This window comes from Bacillus pretiosus (assembly GCF_052947655.1).
In genome coordinates this window covers 155,001-172,901 of the sequence record NZ_CM129593.1, presented here as the reverse complement: position 1 = coordinate 172,901, position 17,901 = coordinate 155,001, and the positions used below count along the sequence as shown (strand labels likewise).

13 protein-coding genes, 9 tRNA genes, 2 rRNA genes and 1 pseudogene (1 of these 25 cut by a window edge) are annotated in these 17,901 nt (G+C 37.1%); 4 read left to right on the top strand and 21 right to left on the bottom strand.

The features are described from left to right. Positions 1 to 21 precede the first annotated feature (21 nt). Positions 22 to 798 (bottom strand): annotated as a pseudogene (locus tag ACU8YW_RS01005) (SDR family oxidoreductase). A 460-nt stretch (positions 799 to 1,258) separates the two neighbouring features. On the opposite strand from ACU8YW_RS01005, the gene ACU8YW_RS01000 reads away from it, so the two are divergent. The 4 genes from ACU8YW_RS01000 (at position 1,259) to ACU8YW_RS00985 (ending at position 4,855) form a co-directional block, all read left to right on the top strand. After that, positions 1,259 to 2,560 carry a DUF5068 domain-containing protein gene (locus tag ACU8YW_RS01000; RefSeq protein ID WP_088061687.1) on the top strand — a complete coding sequence of 434 codons (1,302 nt, stop codon included), beginning with the start codon at positions 1,259 to 1,261 and terminating at the stop codon, positions 2,558 to 2,560. Between the two features lie 140 nt (positions 2,561 to 2,700). Next, a complete protein-coding gene (locus ACU8YW_RS00995) occupies positions 2,701 to 3,192 on the top strand; it encodes an RNA polymerase sigma factor (protein ID WP_088061685.1) in 492 nt (163 codons plus the stop codon). Beyond that, positions 3,192 to 4,103, top strand: a complete 912-nt coding sequence (locus ACU8YW_RS00990) for a sigma factor regulator N-terminal domain-containing protein (protein WP_426934592.1) — start codon at positions 3,192 to 3,194, stop codon at positions 4,101 to 4,103. Before ACU8YW_RS00995 ends, ACU8YW_RS00990 begins: the two co-directional genes overlap by 1 nt. Before the next feature lie 245 nt (positions 4,104 to 4,348). Then, the gene (locus ACU8YW_RS00985; protein ID WP_446894026.1) at positions 4,349 to 4,855 is read left to right on the top strand and encodes a DoxX family membrane protein; all 507 of its coding nucleotides are present in this window, start codon (positions 4,349 to 4,351) and stop codon (positions 4,853 to 4,855) included. Positions 4,856 to 4,927: 72 nt separating this feature from the next. Here ACU8YW_RS00985 and ACU8YW_RS00980 read toward each other — a convergent pair whose 3' ends face one another. The 20 genes from ACU8YW_RS00980 to ACU8YW_RS00885 all read right to left on the bottom strand — a co-directional run. After that, entirely contained in the window at positions 4,928 to 5,494 is a 567-nt protein-coding gene (locus tag ACU8YW_RS00980) for a DUF4256 domain-containing protein (protein WP_088061681.1), read from the bottom strand. A gap of 117 nt (positions 5,495 to 5,611) precedes the next feature. After that, positions 5,612 to 7,576, bottom strand: a complete 1,965-nt coding sequence (locus ACU8YW_RS00975) for a S9 family peptidase (RefSeq protein ID WP_426934591.1) — start codon at positions 7,574 to 7,576, stop codon at positions 5,612 to 5,614. 269 nt (positions 7,577 to 7,845) lie between these two features. Beyond that, entirely contained in the window at positions 7,846 to 9,648 is a 1,803-nt protein-coding gene (glmS, locus tag ACU8YW_RS00970) for a glutamine--fructose-6-phosphate transaminase (isomerizing) (protein ID WP_088061678.1), read from the bottom strand. A 12-nt stretch (positions 9,649 to 9,660) separates the two neighbouring features. Next, positions 9,661 to 9,846, bottom strand: a complete 186-nt coding sequence (locus ACU8YW_RS00965) for a hypothetical protein (protein ID WP_033659100.1) — start codon at positions 9,844 to 9,846, stop codon at positions 9,661 to 9,663. A gap of 286 nt (positions 9,847 to 10,132) precedes the next feature. After that, the gene (glmM, locus tag ACU8YW_RS00960) at positions 10,133 to 11,479 is read right to left on the bottom strand and encodes a phosphoglucosamine mutase (protein WP_088609461.1); all 1,347 of its coding nucleotides are present in this window, start codon (positions 11,477 to 11,479) and stop codon (positions 10,133 to 10,135) included. Next, positions 11,472 to 12,971, bottom strand: coding sequence for a CdaR family protein (locus ACU8YW_RS00955; RefSeq protein WP_431145200.1), 1,500 nt, complete (start codon positions 12,969 to 12,971; stop codon positions 11,472 to 11,474). Before ACU8YW_RS00955 ends, glmM begins: the two co-directional genes overlap by 8 nt. Beyond that, positions 12,964 to 13,785, bottom strand: coding sequence for a diadenylate cyclase CdaA (gene cdaA, locus ACU8YW_RS00950; protein WP_097907823.1), 822 nt, complete (start codon positions 13,783 to 13,785; stop codon positions 12,964 to 12,966). The genes ACU8YW_RS00955 and cdaA overlap by 8 nt, the downstream gene beginning before the upstream one ends. A gap of 277 nt (positions 13,786 to 14,062) precedes the next feature. After that, complete coding sequence (rocF, locus tag ACU8YW_RS00945; RefSeq protein WP_426934589.1) at positions 14,063 to 14,956, bottom strand: arginase; 894 nt, start codon at positions 14,954 to 14,956, stop codon at positions 14,063 to 14,065. A 209-nt stretch (positions 14,957 to 15,165) separates the two neighbouring features. Next, positions 15,166 to 16,311, bottom strand: a complete 1,146-nt coding sequence (locus ACU8YW_RS00940) for a glycerate kinase (protein ID WP_426934588.1) — start codon at positions 16,309 to 16,311, stop codon at positions 15,166 to 15,168. A gap of 116 nt (positions 16,312 to 16,427) precedes the next feature. After that, positions 16,428 to 16,500, bottom strand: a tRNA-Ala gene (locus tag ACU8YW_RS00935). A 10-nt stretch (positions 16,501 to 16,510) separates the two neighbouring features. Further along, a tRNA-Gly gene (locus tag ACU8YW_RS00930) sits at positions 16,511 to 16,582 on the bottom strand. Positions 16,583 to 16,587: 5 nt separating this feature from the next. After that, a tRNA-Lys gene (locus tag ACU8YW_RS00925) sits at positions 16,588 to 16,663 on the bottom strand. 5 nt (positions 16,664 to 16,668) lie between these two features. Further along, a tRNA-Gln gene (locus ACU8YW_RS00920) sits at positions 16,669 to 16,743 on the bottom strand. Positions 16,744 to 16,808: 65 nt separating this feature from the next. Further along, a tRNA-Tyr gene (locus tag ACU8YW_RS00915) sits at positions 16,809 to 16,892 on the bottom strand. 17 nt (positions 16,893 to 16,909) lie between these two features. Further along, positions 16,910 to 16,985, bottom strand: a tRNA-Val gene (locus tag ACU8YW_RS00910). A 5-nt stretch (positions 16,986 to 16,990) separates the two neighbouring features. Then, positions 16,991 to 17,065 (bottom strand) — tRNA-Glu (locus ACU8YW_RS00905). 22 nt (positions 17,066 to 17,087) lie between these two features. Beyond that, positions 17,088 to 17,160 (bottom strand) — tRNA-Thr (locus tag ACU8YW_RS00900). 4 nt (positions 17,161 to 17,164) lie between these two features. Then, a tRNA-Asn gene (locus ACU8YW_RS00895) sits at positions 17,165 to 17,239 on the bottom strand. A gap of 9 nt (positions 17,240 to 17,248) precedes the next feature. Continuing rightward, a 5S ribosomal RNA gene (rrf, locus tag ACU8YW_RS00890) occupies positions 17,249 to 17,364 on the bottom strand. Between the two features lie 49 nt (positions 17,365 to 17,413). Beyond that, positions 17,414 to 17,901, bottom strand: a 23S ribosomal RNA gene (locus ACU8YW_RS00885); it runs 2,434 nt beyond the window's last position.

Sequence of the window (17,901 nt, the reverse complement as noted above, 5' to 3'; positions counted from 1 at the left end):
CTAGGGTGAGATACCTTCTTTTTACCTTTTAAATCCACCTTCAGAATGAATAACTTGTCCAGTAATCCATTCTGCTTCTTCACTTACTAAAAACTTAATGAGTCTTGCCGCGTCCCTCGGCTAACCAATTCTACCAAAAGGAAACATCGGCTTTAATCCTTGCTTTATCTCTTCAGTCATCCAGCCTGTACTAGTTGGACCTGGATTAATTGCATTCACTGTTATACCTAGGTGGGCGACTTCAGCTGACAACGAACTCGTAAGGGCATCAATAGCTCCCTTCGTTGTTGCATACGCTAGCTCTCCAACCATAGGCCCTTGAAATTGTCCCGACGTCATATTCACAATTCTACCACCAGATTTCTTATCAAATCCTCGGGCAAATTGACTACTTAACAATGTAGTTGCACGAACATTTACTATGTAGTGCTTATCTAATTCTTCAGCAGTCAAATTAGAGAAATCATTATTTGTAGAATACGCTGCATTATTAATTAATATATGAGGGTAGCCTAGTTGTTCAGTAACTTTATTTATAAGCTCTTTCGGTGCATCATTCTGAGTTAAATCTAACTCCATACTCGATACTTTCACACCGTTTTTTAGTAACTCTTCTTTTAATTGTGTTTGTTCACTTTGATCAACGCCCCAAGGCATTTCTTTATCGTACGCTGTCCAATACGTAAAAAATATATCGTATCCTGCTTCAGCTAACTCTTTACAAATTGCTGCGCCTATACCATCTAGACGACTTACACCTGTAACAACTGCTATTTTATTTTTTAATTGATTCATCATATACTCCTCCAATTTAAAGGACGCATACTTTATATAAGAGATATGAATTTCCCTACACATTATCCTTACAAAAGGGATGTACAAACCGAATATGCAGTCCTTGAATGATTTACAGATAACTAAATAAACCCTCACTTATGAGAGAAAAATTTATCTATCTAGTTTCTAATCATTACAAGCTCATCCACATATTAAGTCCTTGTCCCCTTTCCATATATCTCTATTTCTATCATACCAATATGATGTAATATTTCAAATGATAAAAAAATAAAAATCGATATTCCATGGCGATCTTCCACTAATTTTAATATATTACAATAACTAAATAATTAAAATAATTAGAAAAACACTGGTAAATACTGGCTACATTTTTTATAATAAAATGTGGGGCTAATGTGAGAGTTGTAAACGGTCTGATTATACAGACTCAACTAGTTTTAAACAAATAGGGGGAAGAAACATGTCAAAAAAATTACTTTCTTTATTTTCTACAGTAATCGTAGCAGCGTTTGTAATAACTGGCTGTGGTCAAAGCGATACGACAAATAAAGAACAAAAAGAAAATACAACAAAAGAGAGCAAAACAGAAAAAACGGATACAACGAAAGAAAATAAACCTGAAGATAAAAAATCCGAAGATAAAAAAACTGAAGATAAAAAGCCTGAAAATACAGCTACTAGCTCAAGCGATTACTCTAAGCTGATTTCCTATATGGAAAAAGAAACAGGTGGTAAAACAAAAGTTCTTTTTGAAAATAAGGAACCACAAGTGTATAAAGCTGAAGATGTTTCAGTATCAATGAACGGTTACACATTAGTTGAATTAAATGGATTCCATACAAACTTCGACATTCCGTTTAATCGTCAAACAGAGGGCGGAGTTATTCTTGTGAACTACAGCGTAAAAAATAGTTCAGCTAAAGATATTTATTATATGCCAGCATTGGACATGTCATTTACTGGTGCGCAGAAAACGTATAGTAACTATAAAGATTTAATTCCAAAAGAAGATCAGCTACCAACTAAGCTTGCTCCAACGAATGATTACTTAGTAAAAGCAGGGGAAACTATTACTGGTTATATCGCGTATCCATTCGGAAAAGATGATCTAGCGAAAATCTCAAGTCTCTCAACAGTCTCAGTCACAGTCCCAACTGCACAAGCTAATAAAGGAAAATTTGATGCTCCAATCGGAAGTCCTGGAAGCTTTTCATTAAGTTTAAACAAACAAGGTGCTGAAAAGGTTGCAACAGATAACACTTTCTACCAAGATAAAGCTACAGCTAATAACATGGGCGATAAAAAAATGTTAAAAGAGAAATCAAGTATTAATAACAGCCAAGAATTAGGCGCTGTTAATGTTACATTAGACGGATACCAATTCACTCAATTCACACCAAATTCCGTCGAAGCTCCACGCTTTGCAAATTTTAAAAACGGTCTTGTTCTGTTAACAGTAAAATTCAAGCTTGATAACAAAGATGCTCAAGACGTTTCACTATCTCCTATAAGCTCTACATTAAGAGTGAATGATGGTACACAATATACGATTAATGAAGGTATGCTATTAAATTATGACTATAATGCTTCAGTCAAAACAGGAACATCTGGAGAGTTACTACAAGTATATATTTTAGATCAAGAGCAGTATGAAAAGATTTGGAAAGACAAAAGCTTTGAGATTGAGTTAGGACCTATGAGAAATAAAGAAGCTAAAGATATTTCACAAGGTAAAAAAGTTAAATTTACATTACCTAAATAAATTACTAAGTATATATTAGAAAAGGCATATAACATATGATTGTTATATGCCTTTTCTATTTGTATAAAGAACAAAATTTTAATTTAAGTGTATACATTTATCATTACCTATCCGTTGTATAAGTGTAGGGAGGAAAAGTGATGGGAAAAGAAAATATATTGACCTCCTATCTTATCAATTTAGGGGAGGAAGTGTTCAAACTACTATTAGCGAAAGGGGCTATAAAAGAAGATGCAGAAGACATCATCCAAAATACCTTCTATAAAGTATACACATTGCTAGATAATCTAACCGAGAGTAACATACGTCCATGGTTTTTCAGAGTCGCATTAAACGAATACATTGACTTGAAAAGGAAAAAAGAGCAACAAAACATTTATTTAACTGAAGAGATTTATTCAAAATTACAATATACAGACCGAGAATTAGACGCTGTTTTAAATAAAGATGAGATTTTCTATCTATTAAAAGATATAAAACTAGAATATAAAGAAGCTTTCTTTTTAAAGTACTACTACAACTTTTCATATGAGGAAATCGCCCTAATACTAGATATTCAAGTAAACAGCGTCAAACAAAAGTTACATCGTGCACGTAAAGCAGTTCACTCAAAAATAGGAGGAAAATCTTAATGGATACTTCTTTAAAAGATGCATTAAAAAAAGCTAAAAGGAAACATTTATTTAAAAGTATCATTACCTCTATGATCGTTGTAATCATACTTATCCCTATACTTTATAAAGTTGGCAATTACTTCGCAGCAAAAAGCTCTACGAAGCTTCACGAACGACTCTTTTTACATAACGCAATTGCAGAACCGAATGTACAAATTAACTCTCAAGTAACGAGTAATTCATCCATGTTTGGCGGCAATATTATATCAAATCGTTCTAAAAATATTAATGGTTACGTAGTCCCGTGGAATACATTAACAAGCTCCTATGGTTGGATCCGTATCAATATCGATTCCAATGAATTAACGCCTGGTTTTTATTGGTCCAATAAAGAGTTCTATGAGTACGATAAACAAACAAAGAAAAAATTTGCAACATTTTATAATCCCGCTATTAAGGAATATTTTGATGGTGTCCAAAATGAATTAGGGGAAGTTTCACAAATGAACAACTATGTTGCCGAAGTTGCTATCTCTTTCAACCAGCCCTACACACTACAAGAAATTAAAGAGAAGATTCCAGACAACTTAAACATTGTATGGTTATACATGACCTCACCAATTGGAGATGAAAGTAAAGGACCCGCTGGTATGCCAATTTACGGATTTAATCCAGACAAGTCCCCTGAAGAAGCGTACAAAGAGTTCGTTGATTCACTTAACCAATACGATGAAGATGGACATGACGAAGATATCCAGAAGTTTTTAAAATCAAACAAGGACAAACCATTCGATCAAGTGAAAATCTTAGGAGTTATGCTAACAGGAAAAACAGAAAACTTTAAGGCATTAGAAAACCAAGACTTTATTCGCGGTGCTTCTGTAGGGGTTACTGCACAAGTTGTTCCTTATATAAAACCGGAGAAATAATAAGGAAAAGACAAGATAAACTAATAATAGCTAGTTAAAAGAACATACATGAATCTGTTTACTATGGGAGCTACATATTTTAGTGAAGAGCTCCCTTCATGAATTGTTCACCCTCCAAACAATTCATTTACAAATACTTTATGTACAAATGAAAAATCATAATTTTTGTTCACACTTTATCCATTGTGAATATTTTCACAATGGATATATAATAAACATGTAAATAAAATATTGGAGGGATTTCAATGGTTATCAATTTTTTAAGAACTGATAAACGTGCTGCTTTCATATTATTATTTTTAAGATTTTACATAGGATATGCATGGCTCACTGCTGGGATAGGTAAAGTTTTCGGACAATCTTTTGATGCAAGTGGTTTTCTAAAGGACGCTATTGCTCAGGCATCAGGTGATCACCCTGCCGTACAAAGTTGGTGGGCAGATTTCCTTCAACACTTTGTTCTTCCAAACGCAGACCTATTTAGCTTTTTAGTTCAATGGGGAGAAATTTTAGTAGGTCTAGGTTTAATTTTAGGTGGATTAACAAAAACTGCTGCATTCTTTGGAATTATAATGAATCTTTCATTTTTACTAAGTGGAACTGTTAGTGTAAACCCAAATCTGCTTATTTTAACTATGTTCATTTTAGTTGCAGGTCATAACGCTGGACGTATTGGATTAGATGGCTATGTTTTCCCTAAACTTTTCCGTAAAAACAACCATGAAACATATAAGTTAAGTAAAACTGCGTAGTAACCGTTTACTTTTAAAATATAAATAAAAAAAAAGAGCCTAAGTATAGGCTCTTTTCTACTTACTCCAAATTTAAACTCTTAACGAACCACGAAATCCTCTAGCAGCATAGTAGGAATCTGCTCCATTGTGGTACACAAAAACGTGTCCAAATCGATAATCGCAAAATAGAGCACCACCGAGTTCTCGAATATCTGAAGGCGTTTGTACCCAGCTTGATGATTTCATATCGAAATCCCCAAGCTGTTGCAACTCTCGATATTGTTCTTCCGTTAATAATTCAATGCCCATAGCAGTTGCCACATCAATAACGTTATTTTCTGGTTTATGTTTTTTTCTTGACTCTAACGCTTCAAGATCATAGCAAAGGCTTCTGCGCCCTTTAGGACTCTCCTTTGAACAATCACAGAAAGTATACTCGTCCTTCTCTTCATCATAAGCAACAATATCCGGCTCACCGCCAGTTACTTCCATTTCATAAATTGACCATAATTTTTCAGTATTAGTAGCCAGCTTCACTTCAACTTTATCCCATTCAAGACCTTCATGGCGGTTCATGTTTTTCTCAAAACGAGCTTGTAATACTTTTAATAGTTCTTCACGTTGTTCTACAGATAACTCATTTTTATTCTCTGTCATATTAGTCCTCCGAATTCCGTTCCCTATAATCATTTAAATCTTCTCAATAATGGTTTGCATACAGTTTACAACAATCTGATACAATTGCACAACGAAAAATCCCTGTGCGGATATCCATTATATAGTACGAAAATCTTTCATGCTTTCTCCAAGAATATAGTGTGAAAACCACATCAAGTTCTGCTTCATAATAGCCACATTCATTCCTGGCTGATTCGAACTATATGCCATTCCTTTAAATATAATTAACTCCGTATCAACTTCCATATCTCTTAACCCTTCATATAGCTCATATGCATTTGTAATTGGAATTCTTACATCCTTTTCCCCATGTTGAATTAAGGTAGGCGTACAGGCTGATTTAATATATGTCATTGGTGATGTTTTCTTATATACCTCTGGATCATTCCATGGAGTATTTCCTAAATACATGCTAATAAAGTAAGGGATATCTGTATTTACATAATGGGTACTCCAGTTCGTAATGCCGCCCCCAACTGAAATAGCTTTAAATCTACTGCTACATGTAGAACAGAAAGCTGATATATATCCTCCGTTACTCCATCCCATAACCCCTACTCTCTCTTTATCTACAATCCCTTTTTCAACTAGTGCATCCACTCCAGATATAACATCATCATAATCAGCAAGTCCTTGTTTTCTATAGTTTGCTTTTAAAAATTCATTACCATAACCAGAACTTCCTCTATAGTTTGGCTCTAAAACGATAAAGCCTTTGTCGATAAACTGTTCAATCGGATATTTCTCATTAAAACAGTCTGAAAATATCGGAAAGGACGCCCAATTCGGACCACCATGGATTACTACTAATAAGGGATATTTTTTATTTGCGTCAAACTCTACTGGGGTTGATAAAACTCCTTCTATTTCCAGTCCATCACTACTTTTCCATGAGATGATTTCTCTGTTACTTTTAAGCCTTCCTTCGAAAAAGCTATTTTCATTTGTTACTTTTTTATCATCCAAATAGATTTCAAAGGTTTCATTTGTTATAGCCTTATTATAGGTTATATGATTGCCATCCCTTGTTATAGAGGCATCCATTATAAAGCCATCTACTTTTTCGCTTAACATTTCCACAGTGCCATCCTCACATAGCAATCCAATACGATAATTCGTTTTATCCTGCCATCTAATTAAAATCCCTTTAGCTGTCCACTGTAATGGCATAACCGTACTATCAAAATTTGTTAAAGGTTGAATTACCTCTCCAGTATTCATATCATATATCTCTAATGTATTATCTTGTATATGATTTCTATAGTAATCCTTCTCTCTTATGCTTGCTGCGTAACATATTTTATCGTCCTCAGGAGAAAAGCAGACGCTCGCTCCTAACAACTTATCTATATTCATCTTTTGTAGTTCCCCAGCTCTAACATCTAATATATATATATCACCATTCATATAATCGTTTAAGCTTGGTGTAACCATACATACAACCTTTTTCCCATCATTTGAAATATCAAAGTTATGTATATAAAAATCTTTACCATTCGTTAGTTGATAAATACCGCTAACTTTCCGTTCCTGTTTATCATTTTGTATCACTTTTTCTATTTCAACGTAGTATAAACAATTATTCCGATGTTCCTTACCTACATGGTGAAAATCTCCATATAGTCCCTTACGTTTCTTTATTTCCTCACATTCTTTTGACTGTGCAATATAATAAAAACCTTTACCAGTAGGCTCCCATTTGAATGTATTAACTCCTTCCTTCTCATCCGTAATTTGAACCTCACTACCACCTTCTATTGATTTTACAAAGATCTGATTTGTATTAGCCCCCTCACCGCTTGGGCTAAGGTATGCAATGCTCTTGGAATCTGGAGACCATAATGGATGTATACTATCTATATCCCCATTTGTTAGTGGGTAACTCTGCCCTTTATCTGCTTCATATATCCATACATGATTTCTATACGTATTATCTTCCCAGTTAGCGCTCTTCTTAACAAATGCTACGTTTTCGCCATCATCACTTATGTTTGCACTTGATAAGACCGGTAATGAAATAATCTCTTCTATACTTAAATATGTTTTTGCTTTCACTTTCATATAATAAGCCCCCTTGTAATGTCCATGAATCTATTGTCTCTTCTTGTCGTAATAAAGGAAATTGTTCACGAATACTTAAAATGATAACGGAAAATTCAGATAAATAAAAGTGGATCTGATAAAGTTAAAATTTAATCTATAGGGTTCTATCCACTTACCAATTTTAGATGTTCTTTTTCAGCATAAAAATACCCCTTTAGATAAAATATCTAAAGGGGTACAAATTCGTAAATTTATTTTAAAGCTATATTTATTAACCTACCAATCTCCTACTCAACAGTAACAGACTTAGCTAAGTTACGTGGCTTATCAACGTCACACTCGCGGTGAAGTGCTGCATAGTATGAAATAAGTTGGAATGGAATAACTGCTACTAGCGGTGCTAGCGCTTCGTGTACAGCTGGTAATACGAAGCTGTCACCTTCCATTTCTAAGCCTTTCATTGAGATGATACATGGGTTAGCTCCGCGTGCTACTACTTCTTTCACGTTACCACGAATTCCAAGGTTTACGTGCTCTTGTGTAGCAAGTGCGATAACTGGTGTACCATTTTCAATTAAGGCGATTGTACCGTGTTTTAATTCTCCTCCAGCAAATCCTTCTGCTTGGATGTAAGAGATTTCTTTTAGCTTTAACGCACCTTCTAATCCTACGTAGAAGTCTACGCTACGTCCGATGAAGAAACAGTTACGAGTTGTTGCTAAAAATTGTTTTGCTAATGCGTCCATTTCTTCTTTTTGATCACAAAGTTGTACCATTGCATTCGCTACAAGTCCTAATTCGTGTGTTAAATCAAAATCAAGAACTTCGCCTTTCGCTTTAGCAATGTCCGCAGCTAAAATTGAAAGTACCGCAAGCTGAGCTGTGTAAGCTTTCGTTGATGCAACTGCGATTTCTGGTCCCGCGTATAACGGAAGTGTATAATCAGCTTCACGAGAAAGTGTAGAACCAGGTACGTTTGTAATCGTTAATGCTTTATGACCCATTTCATTCGTTTGTACAAGTACTGCACGGCTATCAGCTGTTTCACCACTTTGTGAAATGTAAATGAAGAATGGTCTCTCTGTTAATAATGGCATATTATAAGAGAATTCACTTGCTACATGCACTTCAACTGGCATTTTTGCAAACTTCTCGATAAATTGTTTTCCAACAAGACCTGCATGATAACTTGTTCCACATGCAATGATGTAAATACGATCGCTGTCTAAAATTGCGTTACGGATATCTTCATTCAGTTCAATCTCGCCATTTTCATCTTGGTACTTTTGAATTATATTACGGATTACAAGTGGTTGCTCATCGATTTCTTTCAGCATGAAATGAGGGTATGTTCCTTTTTCAATATCACTTGCGTCTAATTCCGCTGTAAACGGTGCACGTTCAATCGTTTCACCTTGTAAGTTTTTAATTGTAATACTTTCTTTCGTTACGATTACGATTTCTTTATCCATTAACTCAATAAATTGATCTGTAACTTGTAACATCGCCATAGCGTCGCTCGCCACAACATTAAAGTTGTCACCAACACCTACTAATAGCGGGCTTTTGTTTTTAGCAACATAAATCATGTTTGGATTTTCAGCATCAAGTAATCCGATTGCATAAGAGCCATGTAAAAGAGATAGCGTATTACGGAACGCTTCTTCTACACTTAGTCCTGTGCTCACTTGTTGTTCCATAAGCTGTACGATAATCTCTGTATCAGTTTCACTTACGAACGTTACATCTTGTAAATATTCTTTTTTCACTAATTCATAGTTTTCAATTACACCGTTATGAACTAGTGTAAAGCGTTTTGATGTACTTTGATGCGGATGCGCGTTTACTTTGCTTGGAACACCATGTGTAGCCCAGCGTGTGTGACCGATCCCCACGCTTGCTGCTACGTTCTCATCTACGATTTCGCGAAGTTTTGCAATACGACCTTTTTCTTTGTATACAACAACACCGTTACCTGTTTGTACTGCAATACCTGCTGAATCATATCCACGATATTCTAGCTTTTCTAAACCTTTTAATAAAATTTCCTTTGCATCTTGCTCTCCAATAAATCCTACGATTCCACACATGTTTAGTCGCCGTTACAAATGCTTACATTGCTCTGCGAACATGTAACGACATAGTCCGATACCATTTTTATTTATACTAAAAAACGGATTACATATTGCTAGCCCTGTAAGCTTGTAACGGCTTTCACCTTCCTCTCGATTGGGTTTAAGTCCGTATATACTTATACAGCTAGTTTTCATCCGTTCCTTTTCTCTCATCACACTTTCACCTTTGTCCACTAAGTCACCTTAATGATTTAAGTAAAAGCTTGCGGTTGTGATGAACAACCGGGAGTCATCCGCCGAAATCTCGATAAACTCCACCTCGTCAACTACACTACTTGTAGTTCTGGCGCTTCTATAATTTACAATATTTCCTTTGAGAAAAAGAACAAGACCATCTTATAACAAACATGGATAAACCGTCAATGAAATTTTTTTCATCGTCTATAAAACATATGAAAAAGGAGCACTTTTTGTGCTCCTTTTCAATAAATTTATCGAATTATTCAGCGCCAACTTCAGCTTTCACAACTTCTACAATGCGATGTACATATGCGTCACACACTTCTTGTGTTGGTGCTTCTGCCATTACACGAATAAGTGGCTCTGTTCCAGATGGACGAACAAGAATGCGGCCATCACCGTTCATTTCTTCCTCTACAACACGAATAACTTCTTTAATTTTTTCATTTTCTAATGCTAGTTTTTTATCTGTTACACGAACGTTTACTAGTAATTGTGGGAATTTTGTCATCTCACCTGCAAGCTCAGATAATGGTTTTTTCGTCATTTTCATGATGTTTACCAGTTGAAGTGCACTTAACATTCCATCACCAGTTGTAATGTAATCAAGTAAGATAATATGACCCGATTGTTCTCCACCTAAGTTGTAACCACCACGCTTCATCTCTTCCATTACGTAACGGTCACCAACTGCTGTTTTATCACTTGTGATATTGTTAGCTTCAAGTGCTTTGTAGAAACCTAAGTTACTCATAACAGTTGAAACGACTGTATTATGCTTTAGTTGACCAGTTTCTTTCATGTACTTCGCACAAATAAACATAATTTGATCGCCATCAACGATGTTTCCTTTTTCATCTACAGCGATTAAACGGTCACCATCACCATCAAAGGCAAGACCGATATCAGCGCCTTTATCTTTTACTAATTTAGCTAATACTTCTGGATGCGTAGAACCTACTCCATCGTTAATGTTCATGCCGTTTGGTGAAGTTCCCATTGTTGAAATATCAGCCTCTAAATCCGCGAATAAGTATGGAGCTAAAGAAGACGTAGCACCATGCGCACAATCTAAAGCGATATGTAAACCAGAGAAATCTTCCTCTACAGTTTGTTTAATATATTGTAAATATTTTTGTCCGCCTTCAAAATAATCACTCACTTGTCCAAGATTTGTACCTGTTGGACGTGGTAGTTCATCAACTTCTTTGTCTAATAAAGCTTCGATTTCTGCTTCTTGCTCATCTGTTAATTTAAAACCGTCTGAACCGAAGAATTTGATTCCGTTATCCTGTACTGGATTATGAGATGCAGAAATCATAACACCTGCTTGTGCATCTAACGCTTTTGTTAAATAAGCAACACCTGGTGTAGAAATAACGCCAAGGCGCATTACTTCTGCTCCAGTTGATAATAGACCTGCTACTAAAGCTCCTTCTAACATATGTCCTGATATACGTGTATCACGGCCGATAATTACTTTTGGACGATCTGTATCTTTTGTTAATACATAACCACCAAAACGTCCAATTTTGAACGCTAATTCAGGTGTTAACTCCTGGTTCGCAACCCCGCGTACTCCATCTGTACCAAAATATTTACCCATTATGATTCGCTCCTTTTTCTGGCTCTTTTTGATTATCTACTGTTGGCTCTTGACTAGTTTCTTTTGTTGGCTCTTGACTAGTTTCTTTTTCTTTTTCTTTATCTTTATTTTGTTCCTGTTCCGTGTCAGGCTTAGGTTCAGGTTCAGGATTTTTTGGTTTTTCAGTTTGATTATCTTGGTTATTATTTGAATCTGGTTTTTCACCGTTACCCTGTACTTCTTTGTCTGGATTTTCTTTCTTCACAATTGTGACTTTAGCACTTTTTTGCTTTGGCTCTATTGAAATATTACCAGGACCGCTCACTTGAATAGAAACATCCTTCGTCCCCGGAGATACATTTTGCAGATTAATGGCTGCTGTTATTTGAGCAGCTGTTATTTTATCTACTATACTTGTTTCTCCTGAAATATCAACGCTTATCTTCCCATCTTGCGGCGAAAGTAGCTGGGCCGTAACATCTTTAGAAAGTCCATTTTTTTGAATTGATATACCATCAATCGTTCTTGTTTTCGTTTGTTTTGTTTTTTGCACTCCTACCGAAACCTTCACTTGATTCGGTTTTGCACTTGTTACACCCTTTGGCAATAAAACAGAGGTATCGAATGTTGTAGACTCTGTCAATTGACTAAGATCTACTTCGACCCCCTCTATCGATTGTATATTATCCAAGATATCTTTTGGGCCTGCTATCGTTACTTCTCTCGGCTCAATGCTAATATTTGTAACGGCCAATCCTTCTGGTAAACTCCCCTTTTTCGTATACGTTACAGGAACAGTTTTTTCAGTATTATTGGCCGTAGCTTGCGTCGCCACATTCAATGTTACACTAATTTTAGATGGACTCGTTCTTACATTTAAACGTTTTCCTTCTCTATTGTATAATGTAACTTCAGCTGTTTTTGTAACAGTTTTATTAACACCTTTTAAATCAATATACGCCTTAGCAGATGAAATACTTTCAATTTCTTCTTTCGTCCCAACTACCTCAACAGTATCAGGTTTAATGTTTGATTTTTCGAGAGTAGAACCCGCTGGCATTTGATCCTCATTTGATAATTTTAAGTCTACATGGACGTATTTTCTCGCTTTTTCATGTAGAGTAATTTTAATTGTTGATGGCTGAACTGTTCCTTTCACATCATCTGGAAGCCCGTTCGTTTTCAAAGAAACTTCATAAGTTCCTTTTTCGCTATCTCTCAAATCAACTGGTATATCAAATTGTTTTTTTGCTTTTGCTGTAGCAACTGCTGCTTTTGGGCCCTCTAACTTCACCTTAACGCCCTCTGACGGAATACCACTTACAATATATTTCTCTTCATCATACTTAAGGTTAATGGCATAATTAGTTAAGGTTTCTTTCGCATCATTTGCGAAAGGCATTATCCCCGATGTCGTATTTTTTTCAGTTAAAGTCGCTGACATAAAAAGCATACACGCCAATAGTAATGAGATCCCTTTTAGAAACCAATGATTCTCCATTAACTTATCCATGACGCTTTCTCCTCCAATTCCATAAAGACGAAGAAGTCGTTTTTTCGTTCACACTAAATTCAGCTAACAACATATCTTTCAGTTGTTCTGTCTTCAAATCACGATGCAACTTACCATTTTTCGTTAAAGAAATTTGGCCAGTTTCTTCCGACACAACTACTGTAATACTATCAGTAACTTCACTAACTCCCATTGCAGCACGATGCCTAGTTCCTAGTTCCTTAGAGATAAAAGGACTTTCCGATAACGGAAGATAACACGCTGCTGCTTTAATGGTACTTCCTTGCATAATTACTGCTCCATCGTGAAGAGGTGTATTAGGAATGAAAATATTAATGAGTAATTCCGATGATACGTTTGCATTTAGCGGAATACCCGTTTCCACATAATCACCCATACCAGTCTCTTTTGACAAAGTAATTAATGCACCAATTCTACGTTTTCCCATATATTCCGTCGCTTTCGCTATCGCTGTTGCAACGATTTCAGGCTCATCGTCCTCCTGAGTTCCAGTACGCGAAAATAAACTCCCGCGTCCTAGCTGCTCAAGTGCTCTTCGCAATTCTGGCTGGAAAATAATAATAACGGCTAAAAATCCCCACGTTAATACTTGCTCAGTTAGCCAATAAAGCGTATGTAATTCAAGGAAAATACTGATCATCCGAACGACAATAATAACTGTAATCCCTTTTAAAAGTTGAACAGCTTTCGTCCCTCGGATTATGAGAATTAGCTTATATATAATAAACCATACAACGGCAATATCTAATACCGTACTAAGATATTTCAAAATGGTCGTATCTTCAAAAGGCATGCTAACCCTTCCTCCTACTTACGAGCAATTCTATCCATATATTGAAATATTGTTTTATGCTCTATCTGTATGTATTTCCAACAACTAGTTAATTATACCATACATGAAACAAACGACAATTACAAACAACCCTCCTTTAGTCTAAATTGGTAAGATGTCAAACATTATTATCGTACAGTATAATATAAATCATTATTATCGTACAGTATAATATAAATCATTATTATACGCTTATTTTCAAATAAAAAAAGCAACTTCTCAGTTGCTTTTCTTACATTTATTTTAGTTTTTCACCGAATAAAGAACCCATTAAAGCAACTGCTGTTGTTGCCGTTCTGTTTCGCTCATCTAAAATTGTATTTACTTCAACAAACTCAGCAGATGTAACAATATCAGCTTCCGCTAACATTTCCATTGCTAAATGGCTTTCACGATAAGATAGGCCACCAATTACAGGGGTGCCAACTCCTGGTGCATCATGAGGATCAAGACCATCTAAATCTAATGATAAATGTACACCATCAGTATGAGATAAATAAGCGATTGTTTCTTCCATAACGGCCGTCATACCCATACGATCAATCTCGTGCATCGAGAATACTTTAATACCTTCATTGCGAATAAAGTCTTTTTCTCCTTCATCTAATGCACGTGCACCGATAATGACAACATTCTCTTTTTTCACCTTTGGATATGCCCCGTATAAATCTACAAGCGTTTGATGTCCATACCCTAAACTTGCTGCAAGTGACATGCCATGAATATTTCCAGATGGTGAAGTTTCTTCTGTATTTAAGTCACCATGTGCATCGTACCAAATAACACCTAAATTTTTATAATGTTTCGCAACACCAGCTAATGTACCAATTGCGATACTATGGTCACCACCTAATACAAGTGGAAAACGTCCCTCTTCTATAATATGATCCACCTTACTTGCTAATTCGTTACATACAGTTGCAACTTTTGTAAGGTTTCTTAAGCTTGTATTTACATCTATTTCTTTTTCTCTCTCTATACATATATCTCCCATATCTTTAACGTTATATCCAATTTCTTCAATTCTTTCAATTACGCCTGCATAACGGATTGCACTCGGCCCCATATCTACCCCGCGACGCATCTGTCCTAAATCCATTGGAACTCCAATAACTGAGATTTCTTTTTTCATAGATAGTATCCCCCTTTTATGCCTTCACTAAATATTTTAAATCTTTTATATAGTCTGACTCAACTCGACATTTTTCTGTATGGATATACAAATTATTCACTTGTATTCGCCTTAAAAACCCAATTTCAAGACTATTCTATGTATAAAGTTAACTTAATGAAACAACTACCATCATTATTATTAAATAATAATAAAAAACACTCCTACATTTAGAAGTGTTTTTCTGATGCTATTTTCCATACTGCGGCAATATTCTTTGCTGTCATTTCGATATTCTCTTCCGCTACTTTATATGCCTCTTCTAATGTCATAGGACTCGCTGTAATACTAAATACTGCATCGATTCCTTTTTCATGAACAGCTGGATAATTCGGAGATACAGATCCTCCAATAGCAATGACAGGAATACGAAAATGCTTTGCACGCTCCGCAACACCTACAGGTGCCTTTCCATATGCTGTTTGTTCATCTATTCTCCCTTCGCCAGTTATAATTAAATCTGCTCCTTCTATATGCTTATCAAAATTTGTATAGTCTAATACAATTTCAATTCCTCTCCGCAAGTTTCCCTTTAACACTGCAATAACAGCTGCTCCCATTCCTCCTGCGGCTCCTGCGCCAGGTATTTTAGATACGTCGCAAGATAAGTATTGTTTAAGGATATTCGCATAATGCTTTAAATTCTCATCCAGCTCTTTCATCATCTCTGCATTCGCACCCTTTTGCCTCCCAAATACGAAAGATGCTCCTCTTATTCCAACTAACGGATTATCTACATCACATGCTGCTTCTATCTTTATATGCAGTAAGCGTGAATCCATGCATGAAAAATCAATAGCGACAATCGAATGTAACGTTCCTCCAGATGGCTCTATTACTTCCCCTTTTCCATTTATAAACCTGACCCCTAAAGCTGACAACATACCTGCTCCGCCATCATTTGTAGCACTTCCGCCAAGTCCTAAAATAATGTGCTCAGCTCCTTCGTCTAGCACATGTAGTATAAGCTCTCCGGTTCCTTTAGTCGTTGTAATAAGTGGGTTTCGCTTTTTAACCGGAACATGTTGTAATCCTGATGCTGCTGCCATTTCAATAAACGCTGTCTTTTTATCTTTAGACATACCGTAAAAGGCTTGTACACGTTCTCTAAGCGGTCCTGTCACATGAAGAGGTATCATTCTTCCATCTGTAGCATCCACAAGTGAATCAACCGTTCCTTCACCTCCATCTCCAATTGGTATTTTTACGTACTCTGCTTTAGGAAAAATTGCTCCAAATCCTCTTTCAATAGCTTCACATACTTTTATAGCTTTTAAGCTTTCTTTATATGAATCAGATGCAATAACAACTTTCACAATTATCCCCCATCCTTTACTTTTACATTTTCTTCATTTTAAACGACAAGTATGAAAGTTGTCTTTTTAAATACAAAAAAAGCTTACATCATATGATGTAAGCTTTTTTATTTAGATGGAGCCTAGCGGGATCGAACCGCTGACCTCCTGCGTGCAAGGCAGGCGCTCTCCCAGCTGAGCTAAGGCCCCTTAGTAATAAAGCGGAAGACGGGATTCGAACCCGCGACCCCAACCTTGGCAAGGTTGTATTCTACCACTGAACTACTTCCGCGAAAATGGTGAGCCATGAAGGATTCGAACCTTCGACCCTCTGATTAAAAGTCAGATGCTCTACCAACTGAGCTAATGGCTCGTAAATGGCTGGGCTAGCTGGATTCGAACCAGCGCATGACGGAGTCAAAGTCCGTTGCCTTACCGCTTGGCTATAGCCCATTAATATTTACTAGTATGGTTATCTTTTCAAAAAAATAAACCCTCTCAGGTTATTTTAAAGAAAATGGTGGAGGGGGGCAGATTCGAACTGCCGAACCCGAAGGAGCGGATTTACAGTCCGCCGCGTTTAGCCACTTCGCTACCCCTCCGACATTTAAAATATATATGGTGGAGGATGACGGGATCGAACCGCCGACCCCCTGCTTGTAAGGCAGGTGCTCTCCCAGCTGAGCTAATCCTCCAAAAGTGGTGACCCGTACGGGATTCGAACCCGTGTTACCGCCGTGAAAGGGCGGTGTCTTAACCACTTGACCAACGGGCCAAAAATTTCAAAACTCTTCCCAAGCTTCCAACCGGGCTTGAACCGGTGACCTCTTCCTTACCATGGAAGTGCTCTACCAGCTGAGCTATGGAAGCATAATGGCTCCGCAGGTAGGACTCGAACCTACGACCGATCGGTTAACAGCCGATAGCTCTACCACTGAGCTACTGCGGAATAATAATAGCCTGGCAACGTCCTACTCTCACAGGGACAAGGTCCCAACTACCATCGGCGCTAGAGAGCTTAACTTCCGTGTTCGGTATGGGAACGGGTGTGACCTCTCTGCCATCATTACCAGACTATTGAAGGTATATTCCTTCAAAACTAGATAACATTGCTTCATATTATATGGTTAAGTCCTCGATCTATTAGTATTCGTCAGCTCCACATGTCACCATGCTTCCACCTCGAACCTATCAACCTGATCATCTTTCAGGGATCTTACTAGCTTACGCTATGGGAAATCTCATCTTGAGGGGGGCTTCATGCTTAGATGCTTTCAGCACTTATCCCTTCCGCACATAGCTACCCAGCTATGCCCTTGGCAGAACAACTGGTACACCAGCGGTGCGTCCATCCCGGTCCTCTCGTACTAAGGACAGCTCCTCTCAAATTTCCTACGCCCACGACGGATAGGGACCGAACTGTCTCACGACGTTCTGAACCCAGCTCGCGTACCGCTTTAATGGGCGAACAGCCCAACCCTTGGGACCGACTACAGCCCCAGGATGCGATGAGCCGACATCGAGGTGCCAAACCTCCCCGTCGATGTGGACTCTTGGGGGAGATAAGCCTGTTATCCCCGGGGTAGCTTTTATCCGTTGAGCGATGGCCCT

Coding starts and splice junctions, on each gene's coding strand:
- ACU8YW_RS00965 (WP_033659100.1), bottom strand. CDS start 9,846: ATGAGAGAAAAGGAACGGATGAAAACTAGCTGTATAAGTATATACGGA.
- ACU8YW_RS00990 (WP_426934592.1), top strand. CDS start 3,192: ATGGATACTTCTTTAAAAGATGCATTAAAAAAAGCTAAAAGGAAACAT.
- ACU8YW_RS00980 (WP_088061681.1), bottom strand. CDS start 5,494: ATGACAGAGAATAAAAATGAGTTATCTGTAGAACAACGTGAAGAACTA.
- rocF (WP_426934589.1), bottom strand. CDS start 14,956: ATGAAAAAAGAAATCTCAGTTATTGGAGTTCCAATGGATTTAGGACAG.
- ACU8YW_RS00955 (WP_431145200.1), bottom strand. CDS start 12,971: ATGGATAAGTTAATGGAGAATCATTGGTTTCTAAAAGGGATCTCATTA.
- glmM (WP_088609461.1), bottom strand. CDS start 11,479: ATGGGTAAATATTTTGGTACAGATGGAGTACGCGGGGTTGCGAACCAG.
- ACU8YW_RS00975 (WP_426934591.1), bottom strand. CDS start 7,576: ATGAAAGTGAAAGCAAAAACATATTTAAGTATAGAAGAGATTATTTCA.
- glmS (WP_088061678.1), bottom strand. CDS start 9,648: ATGTGTGGAATCGTAGGATTTATTGGAGAGCAAGATGCAAAGGAAATT.
- ACU8YW_RS01000 (WP_088061687.1), top strand. CDS start 1,259: ATGTCAAAAAAATTACTTTCTTTATTTTCTACAGTAATCGTAGCAGCG.
- ACU8YW_RS00995 (WP_088061685.1), top strand. CDS start 2,701: ATGGGAAAAGAAAATATATTGACCTCCTATCTTATCAATTTAGGGGAG.
- cdaA (WP_097907823.1), bottom strand. CDS start 13,785: ATGCCTTTTGAAGATACGACCATTTTGAAATATCTTAGTACGGTATTA.
- ACU8YW_RS00985 (WP_446894026.1), top strand. CDS start 4,349: ATGGTTATCAATTTTTTAAGAACTGATAAACGTGCTGCTTTCATATTA.